The sequence below is a fragment of the Phaeobacter sp. QD34_24 genome (assembly GCF_028890115.1).
Lineage (GTDB): Bacteria > Pseudomonadota > Alphaproteobacteria > Rhodobacterales > Rhodobacteraceae > Phycobacter.
The window spans coordinates 112,712-133,265 of the sequence record NZ_JARCJD010000011.1 but is presented as its reverse complement, the minus strand read 5'-3'; the positions used below and the strand labels follow the sequence as shown (position 1 = coordinate 133,265).

Genomic DNA, 20,554 nt, shown 5'->3' with positions numbered 1-20,554 from the left:
GATGGAGGGGCGCAGCCCGCGCCCCTGCCCCGGTTCAGCTGTTCATCGCCGACCAGACCCGGTTCGGGGTCAGCGGCATGTCGATATGTGTCACGTCCTTGCCTGCCGATTGCAGCGCATCGACCACCGCGTTGACCACCGCCGGGGGCGATCCGATGGCGCCGGCCTCACCGCAGCCCTTCACGCCCAAGGGGTTGTGGGTACAGGGTGTCTGGCAGGAATGATCCACCTGGTAGAAGGGCAGATCATCGGCGCGCGGCATGGCGTAATCCATGTAGGAGGCGGACAGAAGCTGGCCGTTCTCATCATAGACACAGCCTTCAAGCAGCGCCTGGCCGATGCCCTGACCGATACCGCCATGCACCTGACCGTCCACGATCATCGGGTTGACGATATTGCCAAAGTCATCGGCAGCCGCAAAGCGTTCGATGGTGATCTTGCCGGTCTCGGGATCGACCTCCACCTCGCAGGCATAGGCGCCCGAGGGATAGGTGAAGTTCGCCGGATCGTAGAAGGCGGTCTCCTCCAGCCCCGGCTCCATATCCTCCAGCGGGTAGTTGTGCGGCACATAGGCCGCCAGCGTGACATCACCCCAGGCCAAGGACTTGTCCGTGCCCGCAACCGAGAACTGACCGTCCTTCAACTCGATATCCGCGTCGGAGGCTTCCAGGATATGGGCGGCGATCTTCTTGGCCTTGGCGATGATCTTTTCCGTCGCCCGCACCATGGCAGAGCCACCCACGGCGAGGGAGCGCGAGCCATAGGTGCCCATGCCCATCGGCGTGTTGGCGGTGTCGCCATGCACGATCTCGACCATGCTTTCGTCAATGCCGATCATATCTGCGATCACCTGCGGGAAGGAGGTTTCATGCCCCTGCCCGTGGCTGTGGCTGCCGGTCATCACCACCAGGCCGCCGGTCGCATTGACCCGCACCGTGGCGCTTTCATAGAGACCCGCACGCGCACCAAGCTGCCCGACAAGGTTACTGGGCGCGATGCCGCAGGCCTCGATATAGCAGTTGACGCCAAGGCCACGCAGCTTGCCGTTCTTCTCGCTCTCGGCGCGGCGCGCCTTGAAGCCTGCGAAATCGGCAACATCGATCAGCTTGTCCATGGTCGCGTGATAGTCACCGGTGTCATATTCCACCGCCACCGGGGTGGCATAGGGGAACTCGGTGATGAAGTTCTGACGGCGCAGCGCGATGGGATCGACGCCCAGCTCGCGCGCGGCCTTGTCGATCACCCGCTCCAGCTGGAATGTCGCCTCGGGGCGGCCGGCACCACGATAGGCATCCACCGGCACCGTGTTGGTGAAGACGGCCTTCACGTTCACATAGATTAGCGGCGTCTTGTAGTTGCCCGCCATCAGCGTGCCATGCAACCAGGTCGGAACCGAAGGCGCAAAGGTGCTGAGATAGGCACCCATGTTGGCGTAGGTATCGGTGCGAATGGCGGTAAAGTTGTTCTCCGCATCCAGGGCCAGTTCGATCTTGGTCACGTGATCGCGCCCGTGCGCATCCGTCATGAAGGCCTCGGAGCGGGTGGAGGTCCATTTGACCGCCCGGTTCAATGCCTTGGCCGCGAAGGTACAGAAGGCTTCCTCGGCATAGTGGAAGATCTTGGTACCGAAACCGCCGCCCACATCCGGGGCGATGACGCGCAGCTTGTGCTCGGGGATGCCCAAGACGAAGGCGCCCATCAGAAGGCGGATCACATGGGGGTTCTGCGAGGTGGTGTAGAGCGTCGATTCCCCTGTTGCCCGGTTGAAATCGCCCACCGCCACGCGCGGCTCCATCGGGTTGGCGACCAGGCGGTTGTTGACCAGCTCCAGCGTGGTCACATGGGCCGCATTGGCAAAGGCTTCCTCGACCGCCGGTTTGTTTTCTTCCACGAAGCCCCAGTCATAGCAGAGGTTCGAGGTGAGATCGTCATGCACCTTGGGGGCGCCCTCCTTGACGGCCTCCTTCATGTCGATGACGGCGGGCAGCTCCTCGATGTCCAGCTCAATCGCCTCGGCGGCATCGCGGGCCTGTTCGCGGCTTTCGGCGACAACGGCGGCGATGGCATCGCCCACATAGCGGACCTTGCCCTGGGCCAGCACCGGGTGGGCTGGTTCCTGCATCGGTTGCCCGTGGCGGTCGGTCACCTGCCAGCCGCAGGGGATGGATCCCACCCCTTCGAAATCGGCGCCGGTGAAGATGCGGATGACGCCGGGCATGGCTGCTGCCGCCGCCGTATCGATCCCGTTGATCTTGCCATGGGCCACGTCCGAGCGCAGGAAATGCACATAGGCCTGGCCGCTAAGGTTGATATCGTCGGTGTAATTGCCGGTTCCCGTCAGGAACCGCAGGTCTTCGCGCCGCTTCGGGCTGGCGCCGATGCCACTATCCTTTGGCATAGTCCAATTCTCCTCCCTGGATGATGCGTCTGTTGCGCATCTCTTGGTCATGCAAATGCTTTTGCCGGGGCAACGCCTCCCTGCGCGGCCCTGGGTGGTATGGCTTTATTCGGCGGCGATGGCCGAGACGTCCTGACCGGATGCGGCCATGATCGCCTTCACGATATTGTGGTAGCCGGTGCAGCGGCAGATATTGCCTTCCAGATAGGCGCGCACCTCGGCTTCGGTCGGTTTGGGGTTGTCTTTCAGCAGAGCCGCTGCCGACATCACCATGCCCGGCGTGCAGAAACCGCACTGCAGCCCGTGATGATCCTGGAACGCCTGCTGGATCGCGTTGAGCGTGCCATCCGGGGCCGCCTGACCTTCGATGGTCGAGACCTCGGCGCCATCGGCCTCGGCCGCCAGCATGGTGCAGGATTTGACCGCCTTGCCGTTCACATGCACCACGCAGGCGCCGCATTGGCTGGTGTCACACCCGACATGCGTTCCCGTGAGACCCAGATCTTCGCGCAGAAACGACGACAGAAGCGTGCGTCCCTCCACCTCACCGCTGGCGGGCTTGCCGTTCACGGTCATTGAGACCTTCGTCATGAATTCCTCCCATTCGCTACTTTTGTTGGCTGAGAGCGAGTTAAGCACGGGATTCCCCTTGCGCGAACCCCCTGAAATGCATTCGCCCCCAACATTTTTGTCAAATGGTCAAATCGCGGGACTAACGACCTGAAGACATGGGACATTTTGCGCACAAAGACGTCACTAGCAAAGGCCGTGGATGTCATCCTGTCCCGGAACCGCCCGGTGCAGCGCGGCGCGGCATGGGACGGGTGGGAATCTCCTTCAGCAATCCGCCGACTCCCATGGCGGCAATATCCTCGGAGGTCACATCGACGCCTGAGATCACCCGCTCCAGCACCCAATCGGCGCCATTGAGCGCGGGCGAACGTGCGCAGCCCGGCAGGCCGATCACGGGCCGGTCGCCAAAGCTTCCCAAAAACAACAGGTTGCCCGGATCCACCGGCATGCCAAACCGCGTCACCTGCCCCCCAGCGCGGCGCAGCGCCTGCGGCGCCACATCCATGGGATCGGAGGTGGCAGAGCCGGTCAGCACCAGGATCACCTCGCCGGGTGCTGCGGCGATGGCCGTTGACAGCTCCGCCTCGCGGTGCGGCACCACCACGCGATCGGTCAGGTCCATCCCCATCCGGTCCAGCCGCCCAGCCATGGCCGCGCGCCCCTTGTCCGAAGGGGTCTCGTCGCTCACCCGCGTTTCGATCAGGGTCGCGGTCCTGTAGACCGGCGCCAGCACCCGCATTGCACCGCTCGCGTCCTTGGCCGCCTGTGTCAGATCCGCCTCCGGCACCCCGTAGGCAATGATCTTGATGGTGGCCACCATGCCGTCCACATCGACCCGGTGATACTCGGGCACCGTCGCGATGGAAATCATCGGATCCACCGCGTTCACCGCCTCCAGCCGCGCCCGGTCCAGCTGCACCACGCCGCAGGTCCGGGCGTAAAGGTTCACGCGCCCTGCCCCGGCGCCGGAAATGCGCAGACCCTGCGCCACCTCATCCGGGACAATCGCCCGCGCCAGGGCCTCTGCGGCGGCATCCTCATGCAGGTCACCCGGCTCAAGGCGGGCAACGATCACCTCTGTCCGGTCTTCCGCTGCGAGATCACGCAGATCTGCGGCGCTCAGTTCGGTCCCCTTGGCAATCTTGCGCGCCTTCAGTTGCAGGGAGTGCGCCAGGATCGCGCCCTCGGCCTGATCCAGCGGAACAGGGCCGAACCTCATGGGCGTTTGCCGCGCAGAACCGCGGTCATCTCGGCCAGGATCGACACGGCGATTTCCGACGGTCCCGCCGCGCCGATATCGAGGCCGATGGGCCCGTGGATCTGCCCGATCTGCTCTGCCGTGAAGCCCGCTGCCGTCAGCCGCTCCACCCGCTTGGCATGGGTGCGGGTCGAACCCAGCGCGCCGATGTAGAAACAGTCGGCACCCAGCGCCGCCTCAAGTGCGGGATCGTCGAGCTTCGGATCATGGGTCAAAAGAACCAGCGCGGTGCGCGCATCTAGGCCCAGCTTTTCCACCGCCTCATCCGGCCAGTCATCCATCAGCCGCTCACCCGGGAAGCGTGCGGCGGCGGCAAAGGCTTCGCGCGGGTCGATCACCACCGGATCATAGCCCGCGATCCGCGCCATGGGCACCAGGGCCTGGGCGATATGCACCGCCCCCACCACGATCAGCCGCAGCGGCGGGTTGTGAATGGCGACAAAGGTCTTGCCGTCTTCCTCAAGCCCCGAGCGATCCATGCGCAGCCGGTCGCCGTAACCATCGCGCACCAGACGCCGCGCGCCCGTTTCCAGGTTGACCTCATAGGCCAGCGCCTGGCGCGCCTTGCGGGCCGCGACCAGCTCCTCCAGCAGATCCACCGGCAGGGCGCCGCCCACGGGTTCCACCAGCACCTTGATGGTGCCACCGCAGGCCAGGCCCACGGCAAAGGCATCATCGTCGCTGACCCCGAATTCCAAGAGCCGGTGCTGCCCGTCCTGGATCGCCTCCAGCGCCTCGAAGACCACGGCGCTTTCGACGCAGCCCCCCGAGACCGAGCCTTCGATGCGGCCATCTCCGCCCACCACCAGCTGCGAGCCAGCCCGGCGCGGCGCCGAGCCCCAGGTCTGCACCACCGTCGCCAAGGCAGCCCCCGTACCATCCCCATGCCACGCAAGCGCCACCTCCGGCGCGTTCTCAAACCGCGCGGTTTCCCCTGTCATGCCATCCTCCCGGCCTGTCTTCCGCCCCTGTTACCCCCAAGGTTGACGTGAACCGGGCGGGTTTCAAGCCGAAAACGCATCGCAAAACGACGAACGCCCGCCGGGACCGGCGGGCGCCTTGGCCTGTCACAAGCGCGGGAGGGCGCTTATTCAGCCGGTTGCAGCTCCGATTTCGAGGGCGTCAGACGCTCTGGCAGGGCAAAAGCCAGCACGATGAAACCAAGGCCCAGGACGATGCCGAGGATATCGCCCGACAGCGCGGTGATGCCTTCGAACTTGGATCCCGGCACGGTGCCCAGGGTGACCTTGCCGCCCGCGATACTGTCCAGCAGGCCGCTCGATTTCCACATCGGATAGGTGACCATATAGGCCGCGGCGCCCAGAAGGCCGCCCGCGATGAAGAACAGCGCATCCTTGCGCCCCGAGGCCGCCGCGACCACGCCGGTACCGGGGCAATAGCCCGCCAGCGCCCAGCCCGCGCCCAGCATCAAGCCACCGATGAAGACGCCCACATAGGCAGCCTTCACCGACATATGGCCCACATCGACAAGGCCCAGCATCTGCCCTGCGAACATCAGCACCGATCCGGTGCCGATGGCCAGAAGGATGGTCTTGGCCAGGTTGAGGTTCGTGAGGTTCAGCATCTTACCGATCATGTTCGGATTGGAGGCACCGATCCGGTCCAGAACCGCGCCAAAGGCGACACCGATAACGATTGCGAGAATGATAGACGTCATGGCTCAGGCCTCCTTCTTGAACAGCATCAGGGACACGGGGATCGCGGCGGCAAAGGCACCGGCGGCAAAGATATACCCCGAGAGCGAGGTCTGCATCATGCCCGACATCATATGCCCCGAGGTACAGCCCCCAGCGAGGCGCGCCCCGTATAGAACGATGAAGCCACCGACAAAGGCCGCCCCGTATCGTAGGGCGACACCGTCACCCATGTTGGCGCGCCACAGCTCCGGGATGCTGCGCTCACGTGCGGAAATACCCCCACGCGTCAGCACCGACAGGAAGCCCCCCACTGCCATCGCCAGCACGAAGATAAAGCTGTAATTGAGCGGGTTCATCACCGACTTGGCGTATTTGCCATTCGATTTCGCCAGATAGGCATTGGTCGAGGTATAGCCTTCCTCGGTCTTGGTCACCAATTCGCTGTTCACCGCATCCCCGATGATCCCGTCCAGGATCACGAATTGCGTGGACACACCAATCGGCTTGACCAGCAGTACCGCCAGAAAGAAGACACCCCCCAACAGGAGCCCTCCGATTTTCCAGTTCATGGCCATCTTCAGCCTCCTTTTTCACATTCCATCGGCGGAATATAGCAGGCTACGACGGGGTCTCGCTTGACCCAGATCAAATACATTCAATTTTCGGAATTAATAAAGAACCATCAGAGCAGCGCCATCAGGCGCGCCTTTTCGCCCTGATCCTGAGGGCTGGAGATCACCCGCGCCAGATCCTCGAGCGAGGCGATGGAATGGCCTGCGCGGAAGCTGTCCACATGGGGCAGCATGGCGCGGATGCCTTGCGCCTTGGGGGCAAAGCCTTCCCAGCGCAAGAGCGGATTGAGCCAGATCAGCCGCCGCGCGGACAGGTGCAGGCGCTGCATTTCCTTGGCCAGTTGGTTCGGGTCATCCCGGTCCAGCCCGTCGGTGATCAAGAGCACCACCGCCCCCTGCCCCATCACACGCCGCGACCAATCGCGGTTGAACTCATGCAGGCAGGATCCGATGCGGGTGCCGCCCTCCCAGTCCTGCGCCTCGGCGCCTGCGGCCGCCAATGCCGCATCCACGTCGCGCGTGGCCAGATGGCGGGTGATATTGGTGAGGCGCGTGCCAAAGGTGAAGCCATGCACCCGCGCCCAGCCCGCGCCCTTTTGATTGGCCACGGAATGCAGGAAATGCAGCACGATACGGCTATACTGGCTCATGGAGCCGGAAATATCGCAGATCACCACCAGATTGGGCCAGCGAATGCGCCGCTTGGCGCGGGCGATCTCCTGCAGGTCGCCGCCCCGGCGTGCCGCGTTGCGCAAGGTGCGCCGCCAATCGGCCCGCTCTCCGCGCGGGGCCGCCATCAGGCGGCGCGACTGGATCGGCTGCACCGGCAGGCGCATCTGCGCCAGGATGCGTTTGGCGCGGGCGACTTCCTCGGTGCTCATCTGTTCGAAATCAAGGCTGCGCAGCCGTTCTTCGGAGGACATGGTGAGGGATGCGTCGATCTCGAACTCGGTGCCCTCCTCGTCTTGCCCCTCTGGCAGGTCAAGCTGCTCGTTCGCCCCATCCAGCAATGCCTCGGCGGCGCGTTTCTCGGCCGGTTTGGCGGCGCGTTCTTCCTGCACGCCGCGAATGGCGGGCAGCATCGCCGCCATCATATGTTCCAGGAACCTCGGGTCGCGCCAGTAGAGGCGGAAGACCTGCGCAAAGACCGTGCGATGTTCGGGGCGCGTGACGAAACAGGCATGCAGCGCCCAGTAGAAATCCTGCCGACTGGTGAACCCCGCCGCCGCCACTGCCTGCACAGCGTCGATCACCCGTCCGGGGCCGATGGGCAGCCCCGCCTTGCGCAGGGCACGGGCGAAATGGGTGATGTTCTGGACGAGTTTCGGATCGTCCGGCAGCGACAGTTCGGGCAGTTCCACCATCAGATCAACGCCGATGTCACGGCGTCTCCTCCAGGCTTTGCTTCGCCTTATCAAGGATGCGTTTCGCCTCGGAACCCTGAAGTTGCGCGATATCGTCCTGGTATTTCAGGATCGCGCCCAAGGTGTCGGCGATCACCTCGGGGGAAAGGTCGATCACATCAAGCGCCAGCAGGCAGTTGGCCCAGTCGATGGTTTCGGCCACGCCCGGTTTCTTGAACAGATCCTCGGTGCGCAGGGTCTGCACAAAGGCGACCACCTCGCGGCTGAGCTGCTCTGCCGCCTCCGGCACGCGGGCGCGCAGGATCTCCACCTCGCGGGTGAAATCGGGGTAATCCACCCAGTGGTAAAGGCAGCGCCGTTTCAGCGCGTCATGCACCTCGCGGGTGCGGTTGGAGGTCAGGATCACGATGGGCGGCTCAGGCGCCTTGATGGTGCCGAGCTCCGGGATGGTCACCTGAAAATCGCTGAGCGCCTCCAGGAGAAACGCCTCGAAGGGTTCATCCGTGCGGTCGAGCTCGTCGATCAGCAGCACCGGCGCGCCGTTTTCATCGGGGCGCATCGCCTCCAGCAGGGGCCGTTCGATCAGGTATTCATCGGAAAAGAGCTCGCTCTGCAGGGCGCTGCGATCAGCGCCCCCGGCGGCCTCGGCGGTGCGGATCGCCACCATCTGGGCGGCAAAGTTCCATTCATAGACCGCGCTGGCGGCATCCAGCCCTTCATAGCACTGCAACCGGATCAGGCGGCGGCCCAGCGCTGCCGACAGGGCCTTGGCAATCTCGGTCTTGCCCACCCCCGCCTCTCCTTCCAGGAACAGGGGCCGCCCCAGGCGCAGCGACAGGAAGACCACGGTGGCCAGCGCCCGCCCGCAGACATAGCCCTGATCCGCCAGCATCTGCTGCACTTGGTCGATGGATTGCGCCTCTGTCATGCCTTGCCTCCCCGCTTGGTCGCCCCAAGAGGCCATGCCGCCCCCCTGCGGTCAAGGCCGGTTTGCCAGAGGAAATCGGTTGTTGGGCAACACTTCGACAAGGGTTAACGCCTATACAGGCGGCAATGATTGACCTCGGATCCCCGCCCTGCCATGCAGTTTCGCAAGGAAAAGCCTCAGCTGCGACAGGGATCTGCGCGGAAACAAGAGGCGACATGCAGGCGACAAGGCAAAAGATCGGATGATGCGCCACGGACCCCTTCAGCCCGGCAGGCATAGCCGGGGCAGAGCAGGAGATGCATGATGCGCATCACTGCCGTTACCTGTGTGAAGAACGAAGGGCCGTTCCTCTTGGAATGGATCGCCTATAACCGGCTGATCGGCGTCAGCGATTTCCTGTTCTATTCCAACGATTGCAGCGATGGCACCGACCGCCTGCTGGATGCCCTGGCCGCGCGGGGGATTGTTCACCATCTGCCCAACCCCGCCGAAGGGCGCAATTACCAGATGGAGGCGCTGAAGGATTCCCGCCGCCACGACGTTGTCACTAAGGCCGATTGGGTCTGGGTGGCCGATGTGGACGAATTCCTGAACATACACGTGGGCGATCACACGATCCCGGCGCTGATTGACGCCTGTGGTGATCCGCAGGCGATCTCGGTCAGTTTCCAGTTCTTTGCCAATGGTGGGGTGGAGGCCTATCAAGACAAGCCTGTCATCAGTCAGTTCACCCGTTCGCACACCCCTGACATCTGCTGCGCCGATCCGGCCATCGAGGTAAAGACCCTGGTGCGCCAGGACTTCCCGCTGCAGTACTACGGCGCGCACCGCCCGTTCTTTCGCAAGTCGCTTGGCAAGGATCAGCGCCCGGCCTGGACCGATGGCGCCGGGCGGCAGGTTCCGTTCAAGTATCTTGTCGCCGCCACGCGCGACCGCATCCGCAAGTTCCCGGCCAAGGGCGCGCGCCTGCATGCCACGCTCAACCACTACGCCTTGCGCTCGCTCGACAGCTACTTGGTCAAGAACGACCGCGGTGATGTGAACCGCGAAAACCGCGCCTTCGACGACACCTACTGGCGCGAGCGCAACGATGCGGCCTTTGAGGATCTGTCGATCTAGCGCTACCTGCCCGCTCTGAATGACGCATTGGGCGCGTTGAAATCAGATCCGGAGATCGCAGCGTTGCATCAGGACTCTGTGCGTCTGCACCGGGAAAGGCGGGACGCGCTGCTGGCTCAGCCCAGCTATCTAGCGATGCGCGATCAATTGCGCGCCGCCCCCACCCTGCCGCCGCAGGAAGAGGCGCTGCTGCGTGACTTGGGCCTCTGGGAAACGGAGGGCACAGCATGAGCCTCAAGGTCATCAACCTCGGCCTGCCGAAATCCGGCACCACCACCCTCGGCAGGGCGCTGGCGCAGGCAGGCTATAGCGTCGCCGACCATCGCCTGCGGGACCGCGAGGAAGACAAGCCCGGCAAGCGGCGCATCTTCGTGGGCAGCCTTCTCTACAAGGGGCTATACGAGCGCGGCGATCCGATGGCCCATTTGCAGGACTATGATGCCCTGTCCGAGATCAGCTTCATCCACGGCAAATTCTCGGTCTGGCCGCAGTTCGACTTTGCGCTTCTGAAGATGCTGAAGGAGCTCAACCCGGATCTGAAGTTCATCGCCACCCGGCGCGACGCGGACAGCCATTCCCACTCGATCATGGCCTGGAACAATCTTGGCAAAGCCCGCCTGCCCGCCAGCACCGTGCCGGGCCTGCCGATCGGATATGGCAAGACGCCGGAACAGCAGATGATCTGGATCGACGGCCACTACGAGGCGCTGAAACACTGGTTCCGGGAGGATCCCGACTACCTGGAGGTGAACGTCGCCGATGCCGATGCAAAAGAGCGGATCAGCGCCTTTCTGGGGCGCGACCTGCCCTGGTGGGGCAAGGCAAATGTGAACAAGAAGGCCGGGACCTAGACGATGCGGATCCATCTTCATATCGGCCTTGAACATGTGGACGCGGACCGTCTGCAGAAGGTACTGGCGCACAAGCGTGACCAGCTGCGCGGCAAGGGCGTGCTGTTTCCCACCGCCCCCGGCGGCAGCAACCACACCCGGCTGTTCATGGCCGCCACCGACCCCGATCACCTCGACCTTCTGCGCCTGGCACGCGGCTTTGGTGATACTGAGAAACAGGAACTTTTGCAGGAGAAACTGGTCGAGGACCTGAGCCGCGAGGTGGCAGAGGCACGGCCGGACAGCCTGATCCTTTCCGCCTCGCAACTGGGGACGCGGCTCTCGCGCCGCAGCGAGCTGGCGCGTCTGCGGAACATGCTTTTGCCCCTCTCGGATGACATCCGCATCGTGGCCCATCTGGACGATCCCGCCCGCCTGTTGGCGCGGACCTATGGCGCGCAGGTCCTCAATGGCCGCGCAGCCCCCCTGTCGCGGGATCTGGATCTGATGCAGACGCCGGACTGGTGGCTTGCCTGCCAAGGCACACGGCCCGAGATCGACCCGCAGGCAGGCATCTTCGAAGAGACCGAAGGCGCCCCTTTCTGGCTGGATTTCACCGGGCTGCAGGCCCGCTGGGAGGCCGTGTTCGGCGCGGGATCGCTGAGTTTTCGCTCCTACGACGCAGACCGCATCTACGGGCCGGAGGCAACCGAAGAACTGCGCGCGATGCTCGAAATCGCCCCCCGGATCGGACGCGCCAAGCCGGGCAAGCTGGCGCCCGTGCCCTCGGCCGCCTGGATCACCCGCGCCCGGCAGCTCAACGCGCTCTTGCAGCGATTGATCCTGCAAAAGGGCAGCAAAGTGCCGCTGAAGATGCGGCAGGCCTTTCTCAACGAGATCCATATCACCGGCGATCCGATCCGCCCCGATGACCTTGGTGCCATTCGCGCAAGGTTTGCCGAGGCAAACGCCACCCTTGTGGACCAGCATACGGACCTGCGCGCCGAGAGTTTTCCCGGCGCAGCCGCCGTTTCATCCGAATGGCAAGAGGCCGACCCGCAGATGGGGTATCGCGCCTCGCAGTATCTGGCCAGCTTCCTGCCCCAGATCGAGGCCCTGGACAAAGCCGGGCCGCCCGCACAGGCCCCAGCCAAGGCCGCCAGCCCCAGCGACAGCGCCAAAAAGCTGATGTCTCCGCTGGCGCTGAAGAATTTCGAGATGCTGCAAGGCTCTCCCTTTCAGCCACACAACCGGATTGGCGCACTGGACGAGACCGCCCCGGTTGCCCCCTACAGCGAAGCGCCCCGCCGCCCCCTGCCCGAGGGCAGCAGTGGCACGGTGATCGTCGGCTGCATGAAGAACGAGGCACCCTATATCGTCGAATGGGTCGCCTATCACCGCGCCATCGGGGTGGACAACTTCCTGATCTACACCAATGGCTGCGAGGATGGCACCGGCGAGATCCTGGACCGGCTGCAGGAGATGGGCGTGCTGCAGCACCGCAACAACGATGACTGGCGCGGCAATTCTCCGCAGCAATTCGCCCTGAACCGCGCGCTGAAGGAACCCGTGATCCAAAACGCCGAGTGGATCATCCATATCGACGTGGACGAATTCATCAACGTGCGCTGTGGCAATGGCACCCTGCAGGATTTCTTGGACCGCGTGCCGGAGGCCACCAATGTGGCGATGACCTGGCGCCTGTTCGGCCACAATGGCGTCACGGGCCTGAATGATGATTTCGTGATCGGCCAGTTCGATGCCTGCGCGCCGAAATACTGTCCCAAGCCGCATACCGTCTGGGGCTTCAAGACGATGTTCAAAAACACCGGCGCCTATCAGAAGTTCAGCTGCCACCGCCCCAACAAGCTGCAAGAGGGCAAGCGCGATCAGGTGGCCTGGGTGAATGGGTCGGGGCGCGACATGACGCGGGAGGCGATCGACAACGGCTGGCGCTCCTCGCGCGGGTCAGTGGGCTATGATCTTCTGCAACTGAACCACTACGCCCTGCGTTCGGCCGAAAGCTTCCTGGTGAAACGCCAGCGCGGGCGGGCGCTGCATGTGGATCGCTCGATCGGGCTCAACTACTGGATCCGGATGGACTGGAACGACCACAAGGATACCACCATCCAGCGCAACCTGCCGCGACTACGCGCCGAATATGATCGCCTTATGGCGGATGAGACCCTACGCGCCTGGCATGAAAAGGGCCTGGAGTGGCACCGCGCCAAGGCGGCTGAACTGCACGGGATGGAGGAATTCGAAACCCTCTACCGCCAGGCGCTGGAGGTCAAGCTGAGCGCCACCGAACGCGTCGCCTATGCGCTGGCGCTGGATATGGAGAGCTGATGCGATGACGGATGTAAGTGCCCCCCCTGTATTGACCTGCCTCGACATGCAGTTCCCGCTGGACAAGGCGGTGCTGCCGCCGCGCGTGCGCAAGCTCTTGCGCACCGGCGCCTATGAGGCAAAGGAGGCCGAAGCGGCGCAAAAACTGATCCGCAAGGGCGATGTGGTGATGGAACTGGGCGGCGGTATCGGCTTCATGTCCACGCTGGTTGCAACCAAAACCCCGGCCCGCGCGGTGCATGCCTTCGAGGCAAACCCGGCGCTGATCCCCTATATCCGCCGGGTCCATGCCCTGAATGGCGCCAAGACGGCGCAGGTCACCCATGCGGTGCTCAGCGACGGCGACGGAACAGCGCCCTTTTACGTGCGGCCCAACTTCCTCGCCTCGTCCCTCACCCCCATGGCCGAGGACGGGCCGGAGGTGCAGAAACTTGACGTGCCGATGCGCGACATGAACCAGGTGATGGCGGATCTGAAGCCCACGGTTCTGATCTGCGACATCGAAGGCGCCGAGGTGGACGTGCTGCCAAAGCTGGATCTCTCCTCCCTGCGCGCCGTGCTGATAGAGACCCACCCCCAGTGGATCGGCAAGGAGGGCATTCGCAAGGTGTTCCACTGCCTGGATGCCGCCGGTCTGGTCTTCTTCCCGCGCTGGTCGCACGGCAAGGTCGCCGTGTTCCGCTCTGACTGGTAGCGTGATGCGGTTCCTGGCGATCCTCTCCGTGCGCAACGAGGCGGCCTTCCTGCTGGAATGGCTGGCCCATCACCGCGCCGTGGGGTTCACCGATTTCCTGGTCTTCTCCAACGACTGCCAGGATGGCACCGACCGGATGCTGGACCGGCTGGACCGGCTGGGCCATCTGACCCACCTGCGCAACGAGGGACCCTACGGCAAGGGCGGCATCCAGTTCAACGCCATGAAACTGGCCGACAAGCACCGGCTGGTGAGACGCGCCGACTGGATCATGGCGCTGGACGTCGATGAGTTCGTCAATATCCACGCAGGCCGCGGCACCCTGCCCGACCTGTTGCAGGCGCTGCCAGAGGCCGATGCCATCACGCTGACCTGGCGGCTGTTCGGCAATGGCGAGACCCTGCGCTATGAGGATCGCCCGGTGACGGACAGTTTCACCCGCTGCGCGCCCAATGTGATCCACTGGCCCTGGCGCGCCGCCATGTTCAAGACGCTCTATCGCAACGATGGCACCTATCGCAAAACCGGGGTGCATCGTCCGCGCGGGGTGCAGAGCGACGCCGACCTGGCGCGCTTTCGCTGGTTTGATTGCGAAGGGCGTGAACTCGGAGAGCAGTTCAAGACGCAGCGGCTTTACTCCGATTACGGCCAGCCCAATCACCGGCTGGCGCAGCTGAACCACTATCCCTTAGGCGCGATGGAAAGCTATATCGTCAAGGCCGACCGGGGCCGCGCGGTCCATTCGGACCAGATGCTGGATGTGGATTACTGGGTGGAGCGCAATTTCAACACCGACGAGGATACCTCCATCGCCCGCTACGCAGGCGCGCGCGACGCCATCCGCGCCATGCTGCAGGAGGATCAAAAGCTGGCACGTCTGCATGAAGAGGCCGTCGCCTGGCGTCATCAACGTTTCCGGGAGTTGATGCTGGAAGACCCCTTTCGCGCCCTGTTTTCACGGCTTTTGATGACGCCGCCGTCACGGCCCATCAATGCGGTGACCGCCCAGACGCTCACCGGCTTCGCCCTGCTGGGCCGCAAGGCGGATGCCCTGCGCAGCGGGGAGAGCGCGCCAGAGCCCCCCGAGTGACCGCACCCGGATCCTGATCCCAGTCCTGATCCCAGTCCCGATCCCGGCCCCGGTCCCGGTCCCGGAAACTGGCACGAATCTTTCTCACTTTCGCCCCAATTCCCCGCTACTCCAGTCCCAAACAATCCGTCCGACACGAAAGGCGGAGACAGAGGATATCGGCATGCAGGACGGCGCAGACACGCTAGAAACAGATCTTTCCGGGCTGAAGGCAGCCGAATGGAAGGAACGGCTTGCAACCCTCAGCGAGGAACTGGGTCAGTTCCAGCCGCTTGGGGAGCGCCACTGCGCCGCCTTCATCGATCAGGGCAATACCCTGCTGGTGAGCTTTGAAACCCTGCAAGGTATCCAGAGCCTGTCGGACCTGGCCCAGCCGCTGGGCTTTGATCTGGTGCGCAACCTGGGCTGGTCGCATCTCTGCGTGATCTCGGAAGGCGACACCTGGTTTCGCGACGAACAGGTCTATGGGTTCTTCGACCAGCTGATCGACGACGGGTTCTTCGAGGAATTCGACAGGGTGGTATTCTACGGCGCCGGTCCCTGCGGCTATGCGGCCTGTGCCTATTCCGTGGCCGCTCCGGGCGCCACGGTGGTGGCCATCCAGCCGCAGGCCACGCTCGATCCGCGCATGACCGAATGGGATGATCGCTTTGTCGAGATGCGCCGCACCTCCTTTTCGGATCGCTACGGCTATGCGCCGGACATGCTGGATGCGGCCGATCAGGCCTTTGTCCTGTTTGACCCCTACGAACGCCTGGACGCCATGCATGCGGCGCTCTTTGCGCGCAGCAATGTCACCCGTTGGCGCCTGCCCAACTTTGGCGGGGCGGTGCAGACCCGGCTGATCGAGATGGAGATCCTGTATCAGATCCTCTCCATGGCCGGATCGGGCAAGTTGAACGGCCAGGTCCTGTCGCGCCTCTTGCGCGCGCGGCGCAACAACCCGGCCTACCTGCGCAATGTGATGGCCAGCCTCGACAAGAGCGACCGCCCCTATCTGATGACGCTGCTATGCCGAAACGTCTCGGCGCGGCTGCGCGCCCCCCGATTCCGGCAGCGGTTGCAGAACCTGCGCCAGCGCGCCGCCGAGGGCGATTTCACCCTGCCGCCCGAGCTCTGACATACCGCCCCTGCGCCACGTGCCGCAGGGCTTGCCGCTTCCCCTTTGCAGCGCCCTGTGCTAACGCGACGCCATGACCAAAGAGCTGACCCTCACCCGCCCCGATGACTGGCACCTGCATCTGCGCGATGGCGCCATGCTGCAGGCCGTGCTGCCCGAAACCGCCCGCCATTTCGCCCGGGCGATCATCATGCCCAACCTGGTGCCGCCCGTGGTCACCGGCGCGCAGGCCGCAGCCTACCGCGACCGCATCATGGCGGCCCTGCCCGGCGATATGACCTTCGAGCCCCTGATGACGCTCTACCTCACCGAGGATACCGATCCTGCGGATGTGGCCGCGGCGCATGCCTCGGGGCTGGTGACGGCGGTGAAGCTGTACCCTGCCGGGGCCACCACCAACTCGGCCTCGGGCGTGCGCGATTTCGACAAGGTGCGCCCGGTTCTGGAGAAGATGGCCGAGATCGGCATGCCGCTCTGCGTGCATGGCGAGGTCACCGACAATGACATCGACATTTTTGACCGCGAGGCGGTGTTCATCGACCGCGTGCTGGACCCGATCCGCCGCGCAACGCCGGGCCTGCGCGTGGTGATGGAACATATCACCACCCGCGACGGTGTGGACTATGTGAAATCCAACGATACGGACCTCGGCGCGACGATCACCACCCACCACCTGATCATCAACCGCAACCACATCCTGGTGGGCGGCATCAAGCCGCATTACTACTGCCTGCCGGTGGCCAAGCGGGAAGAGCACCGCCTTGCCTTGCGCGCTGCCGCCACATCAGGCGATGCGCGATTTTTCCTGGGCACCGATTCCGCACCTCATACGGATCCCAACAAGGAAAGCGGCTGCGGCTGTGCCGGCTGTTTCACCGCCACCAACACCATGCCCCTTCTGGCGCATGTGTTCGAGGAAGACGGCGCCCTGGACAAGCTGGAAGGCTTTGCCTCGAAGAATGGCCCGGCCTTCTACCGCAAGCCGGAAAACGCCGAGACGATCACCCTTGTGAAACAGGAGACTCCCGTCGCCTTCCCCGAGAAGATCCAAAGCGGCGAAGGCCCGGTGACGGTGTTTGACCCCGGCTTCCCGGTCTACTGGACCGTGGTACCGCAAGAGCAGACTTGACCCAGGGTGATTAAATCCTAGGCTGAACCTGCAAGCCAGATGCTTGTTTCCGGTATTTTCCTGAAGCAGGCGGATTTTGGTTTTTGAAAAACTATTTTTGGGACCGCCAGAGAACCGGGCGGTCCTTCTCTATTTTTTGACGGAGCAGGTTTCAAACCATGACAACATTGATTTTCAACACTTTTTCGGTGCAAACTTCCAACTTTCGGCCAACCGAATTTTCCCCTACCCAAACCGTGAGCCTCGTTTTCGGTTCCGGCTCCGAACTGTCTTACGGGATTGATGCCATTTCCCAATTCACTCTGCCGCGTGTCAGCCTGGAGGGCAGCAGTTTCAACATTCGGGTCAATGATGTCGATGCCAACCTGTTGCTGACCAGCTACCGGATCGGAGCCATCAATTGGGATGGAAACCGGACCGAGGTCATCGAGATTCGCACTGGCGCAAGCGCCTCGGCGAGTTTGAACTACTATGTCGTCCTGGGAGGGGATCCGTTCCCCGAGTTCCAGGACTTCGAGGACTACCAGGCGTTCTACGACTCGATCACCGGCTATGAGGCCCTAACCGGAGCTTTTGCCCCGGACCAGACCCTTGACTGGGATGCGTTTCAGCCCGACCGCATCAGCCAGAACGACCGTTTCGACGGCACCCAAGATAACGACAGCTTTTCGGCAGGCGGGGGCAATGACACCCTGAACGGTGGTGATGGCAATGACGTATTGTCCGGGAGCAGAGGCAATGACCGGCTCAATGGCGGAACCGGGCAGGATGAGCTGTTTGGGCAGGGCGGGCGCGATCGTCTTTACGGGGATGACGGCCGTGACAAGCTGTACGGCGGAAGTGGCAAGGATTGGCTGTTCGGCGGCAAGGGGAACGACCTGCTGACCGGCGGTGAAGGCGCAGACCGCTTTGTCTTTCGCAGCAGCTTCGGTGACGATGTCATCACCGACTTTGATGTCGACAGCAATCGCGAGAAGATCGACCTGCGCAAGGTCAGGCAGATTGCCGACTTCGACGACTTGATGGAATCGCATATCTCCCGGGATGGGCGGGACCTTGTGATCGACGATGGCCGCGGCAACACCATCACCCTGCAGGGCGTGTCGCTGACCGATCTGTCGGCCGACGACTTCCTGTTCTGAGCCTTGCGCAGACGGAAAACGCCGAGACCATCACCCGAGTGGAACAGGACGCCCCCGTCGCCTTCCCCGAAAAGATCCAGAGCGGCGCAGGCCCGATAACGGTGTTTGATCCCGGCTTCCGCGGCGCACCTTCGCTTCCGCCTGGATGAGGTCAAAAGGGGAAGGTCTAGCGCCGCGGGCAGGGCGGCGCTAACATATCGGCGTTTTCAAACCAAAGGCCCGATTTTGCACCATGCCTTCCCCCGAGACCCAGCAGATTTTCCAAATCGCACAGAGCATCGCCGGCCAGGTCGGACACGACATGCTGCGCCGCCTGGTCGAGGCGCTGAGCGCCTATCTCGACACCGCATTTGTCGCCGTGACCTATGGCGAGGGTGTCCCTGCCACACATGCCCGTGCGCTCTATGCGCTGCAAGATCAAGAAATCGTACAGGATCTGCGCTTTCAGCTCGATGAAACCCCCTGCGCAAGGGTCTACCTGGGTGAAACCGTCACCATTCCCTGCGGCGTCGCTGAGCTGTACCCGCGCGAAGGCGCTGTCGAAGGCTATATCGGCATCCCGTTGCGGGACACCGAAGGACAGGTGGCCGGGCATCTCGCCGTCTTCTCCCACGATACAATCGTCGAAACCGAAGTGGCCACTGCAATTGCCGGCATATTCGCCCAGCGCGCCGAAGCAGAGTTGCGCCGGTTGGCCTTCGAAGCCGAACGACGGGCGATGATCGCCGAGCTGTCCGATCTCAACGCCCGCCTGCAGCGCGGTTTCGACCGCCTGCGACAGGAGAATTCACAAAAAACCCATCTGATGGGGTTGATCGCGCACGACCTGCGCAACCCGCTTGCCGCGATCATTTCCCAGGCCGAACTCGGACAGGCCCGAGGGGCAGCAACCGCGCCTGATCTTACGCGTATCAGTGCCGGTTTCGACAAGATCCTCACCGGCGCCGAACGGATGTCCGACCTGATTTCCGCCACCCTTGAACGGGTGCGGGCCGAAGGGGATGCCCTGTCGCTGACCACCCACCCTGTGGACCCGGCTCGGTTGGTCGATATCGCCGTCGCTGCCAATCGCGACGAGGCCCGCCGCAAGGACATAACGCTCACGTTCGACAGTTCCGGGGACAGTACGATCCGGGTTGAGGCCGACGACACCCTGCTGGTGTCCGCCATAGACAACCTGATCTGCAACGCGGTCAAATACACCCCTTGTGGCGGCGCCGTCCATGTCACCATGGAGCAGGCTGCAGATACTCTCGTGATCGATGTCACCGACAATGGGCAGGGCCTTACCAAAGACGATCTTGAACATGTCTTTGGCCGTTTCCGGACCCTCTCGGCCACCCCGACCGGCGGAGAAACCGCAACCGGCCTCGGGCTGGAGAATGTGCGCCAGATCATGGAGGCGCATAACGGCACCGTCTCGGCCGAAAGCTAAGGGCGCGACCAGGGCAGCCGATTCCGCCTCACCCTGCCCTTGAAACGCCCCTGAGAGCCGGACCGAAGTGTCAAAGCCGACTTGAACAAGGGGCCACCGCCGGGGTATGCCAGCGCCCGACACCGGGCCAGCCCCGACCCGAAGCAAAGGACCTGCCCATGATCCCCTCCTCCTACCCCACCGCCGAAGAAATCGCCCGCCTGTCTGCCCGGATGCTGCTGGAAATCGGCGCGGTGAATTTCAACACGGAAACGCCCTATACGCTGGCCTCCGGCCTGCCCTCGCCCAGCTATATCGACTGCCGCAAGCTGATCTCCTTCCCGCGTATCCGCTCGACGCTGATGGATTTCATGACCGTCACCGTGATGCGCAACGCAGGGTTCGAGGCCTTTGATAATATCGCAGGTGGTGAAACCGCCGGCATCCCCTTTGCCGCCCTGGTGGCTGAGCGCATGGCGCTGCCGATGACCTATGTGCGCAAGAAACCCAAAGGATACGGCCGCAACGCCCGCATCGAAGGCGCCATGAGCGAGGGCGAGCGGGTGCTCTTGGTCGAGGATCTGACCACCGATGGCGGCTCGAAGCTGTCCTTCGTGGATGCGATCCGGGAAACCGGGGCCACCTGCGGGCACACGGCGGTGATCTTCTACTACGACATCTTCCCAGAAACGACCAAGACGCTGGGCGACCACGGGGTGGAGCTGCATTACCTCTGCACCTGGTGGGATGTCCTGGCCGAGGCCCGCGCCCAAGGCGCCTTCAGCACCGCAACGCTGGATGAGGTGGAAACCTTCCTGAAAGACCCCCGCGCCTGGCAGGATGCGCATAAATCCGCCTAAAGACGGCACCGCTGTCAGCTAGATAACCGGGGCCGGATCAGGCCCCGGTTCTTGCA

General features: G+C 63.5%; 17 protein-coding genes and 1 pseudogene. 10 read left to right on the top strand and 8 right to left on the bottom strand.

From position 1 onward, the window contains the following. Positions 1 to 34: 34 nt before the first annotated feature. The 8 genes from PXK07_RS10920 to PXK07_RS10885 form a co-directional block, all read right to left on the bottom strand. Positions 35 to 2,398: a xanthine dehydrogenase family protein molybdopterin-binding subunit gene (locus tag PXK07_RS10920; protein ID WP_274848276.1), complete on the bottom strand. Its 2,364-nt coding sequence runs from the start codon at positions 2,396 to 2,398 to the stop codon at positions 35 to 37. A 105-nt stretch (positions 2,399 to 2,503) separates the two neighbouring features. After that, a complete protein-coding gene (locus PXK07_RS10915; RefSeq protein ID WP_274848275.1) occupies positions 2,504 to 2,989 on the bottom strand; it encodes a (2Fe-2S)-binding protein in 486 nt (161 codons plus the stop codon). Between the two features lie 184 nt (positions 2,990 to 3,173). After that, positions 3,174 to 4,190 carry a molybdopterin-binding protein gene (locus PXK07_RS10910; RefSeq protein ID WP_274848274.1) on the bottom strand — a complete coding sequence of 339 codons (1,017 nt, stop codon included), beginning with the start codon at positions 4,188 to 4,190 and terminating at the stop codon, positions 3,174 to 3,176. Beyond that, positions 4,187 to 5,170 (bottom strand): XdhC family protein, encoded by a 984-nt coding sequence (locus PXK07_RS10905; RefSeq protein WP_274848273.1) that lies wholly within the window; start codon positions 5,168 to 5,170, stop codon positions 4,187 to 4,189. Before PXK07_RS10905 ends, PXK07_RS10910 begins: the two co-directional genes overlap by 4 nt. A 146-nt stretch (positions 5,171 to 5,316) precedes the next feature. Beyond that, positions 5,317 to 5,907 (bottom strand): DUF6691 family protein, encoded by a 591-nt coding sequence (locus PXK07_RS10900; protein WP_274848272.1) that lies wholly within the window; start codon positions 5,905 to 5,907, stop codon positions 5,317 to 5,319. A gap of 3 nt (positions 5,908 to 5,910) precedes the next feature. Further along, on the bottom strand, positions 5,911 to 6,456 hold the full coding sequence (locus PXK07_RS10895) for a YeeE/YedE thiosulfate transporter family protein (protein WP_274848271.1): 546 nt from the start codon (positions 6,454 to 6,456) through the stop codon (positions 5,911 to 5,913). 113 nt (positions 6,457 to 6,569) lie between these two features. Further along, positions 6,570 to 7,823 (bottom strand): vWA domain-containing protein, encoded by a 1,254-nt coding sequence (locus tag PXK07_RS10890; RefSeq protein WP_274848270.1) that lies wholly within the window; start codon positions 7,821 to 7,823, stop codon positions 6,570 to 6,572. Positions 7,824 to 7,839: 16 nt separating this feature from the next. Then, positions 7,840 to 8,751 (bottom strand): AAA family ATPase, encoded by a 912-nt coding sequence (locus PXK07_RS10885; protein ID WP_274848269.1) that lies wholly within the window; start codon positions 8,749 to 8,751, stop codon positions 7,840 to 7,842. A gap of 303 nt (positions 8,752 to 9,054) precedes the next feature. Here PXK07_RS10885 and PXK07_RS10880 point away from each other — a divergent pair. The 10 genes and pseudogenes from PXK07_RS10880 (at position 9,055) to PXK07_RS10835 (ending at position 20,498) form a co-directional block, all read left to right on the top strand. Beyond that, a pseudogene (locus PXK07_RS10880) lies at positions 9,055 to 10,101 on the top strand (glycosyltransferase family 2 protein). Continuing rightward, complete coding sequence (locus PXK07_RS10875; RefSeq protein ID WP_274848268.1) at positions 10,098 to 10,721, top strand: sulfotransferase; 624 nt, start codon at positions 10,098 to 10,100, stop codon at positions 10,719 to 10,721. The pseudogene PXK07_RS10880 and the gene PXK07_RS10875 overlap by 4 nt, the downstream one beginning before the upstream one ends. 3 nt (positions 10,722 to 10,724) lie before the next feature. Beyond that, positions 10,725 to 13,049 (top strand): glycosyltransferase family 2 protein, encoded by a 2,325-nt coding sequence (locus PXK07_RS10870; protein ID WP_274848267.1) that lies wholly within the window; start codon positions 10,725 to 10,727, stop codon positions 13,047 to 13,049. 4 nt (positions 13,050 to 13,053) lie between these two features. Next, positions 13,054 to 13,743, top strand: coding sequence for an FkbM family methyltransferase (locus PXK07_RS10865; protein ID WP_274848266.1), 690 nt, complete (start codon positions 13,054 to 13,056; stop codon positions 13,741 to 13,743). 4 nt (positions 13,744 to 13,747) lie between these two features. Beyond that, entirely contained in the window at positions 13,748 to 14,833 is a 1,086-nt protein-coding gene (locus PXK07_RS10860; protein WP_274848265.1) for a glycosyltransferase family 2 protein, read from the top strand. A gap of 163 nt (positions 14,834 to 14,996) precedes the next feature. Continuing rightward, positions 14,997 to 15,953, top strand: a complete 957-nt coding sequence (locus PXK07_RS10855) for a phosphoadenosine phosphosulfate reductase (protein WP_274848264.1) — start codon at positions 14,997 to 14,999, stop codon at positions 15,951 to 15,953. A gap of 73 nt (positions 15,954 to 16,026) precedes the next feature. After that, complete coding sequence (gene pyrC / locus PXK07_RS10850) at positions 16,027 to 17,082, top strand: dihydroorotase (protein WP_274848262.1); 1,056 nt, start codon at positions 16,027 to 16,029, stop codon at positions 17,080 to 17,082. A 236-nt stretch (positions 17,083 to 17,318) separates the two neighbouring features. Then, complete coding sequence (locus PXK07_RS10845) at positions 17,319 to 18,224, top strand: calcium-binding protein (protein ID WP_274848260.1); 906 nt, start codon at positions 17,319 to 17,321, stop codon at positions 18,222 to 18,224. A 301-nt stretch (positions 18,225 to 18,525) separates the two neighbouring features. After that, a complete protein-coding gene (locus PXK07_RS10840; RefSeq protein WP_274848259.1) occupies positions 18,526 to 19,659 on the top strand; it encodes a sensor histidine kinase in 1,134 nt (377 codons plus the stop codon). A gap of 158 nt (positions 19,660 to 19,817) precedes the next feature. Then, entirely contained in the window at positions 19,818 to 20,498 is a 681-nt protein-coding gene (locus PXK07_RS10835; RefSeq protein WP_274848258.1) for an orotate phosphoribosyltransferase, read from the top strand. The last annotated feature ends 56 nt before the right edge of the window (positions 20,499 to 20,554 follow it).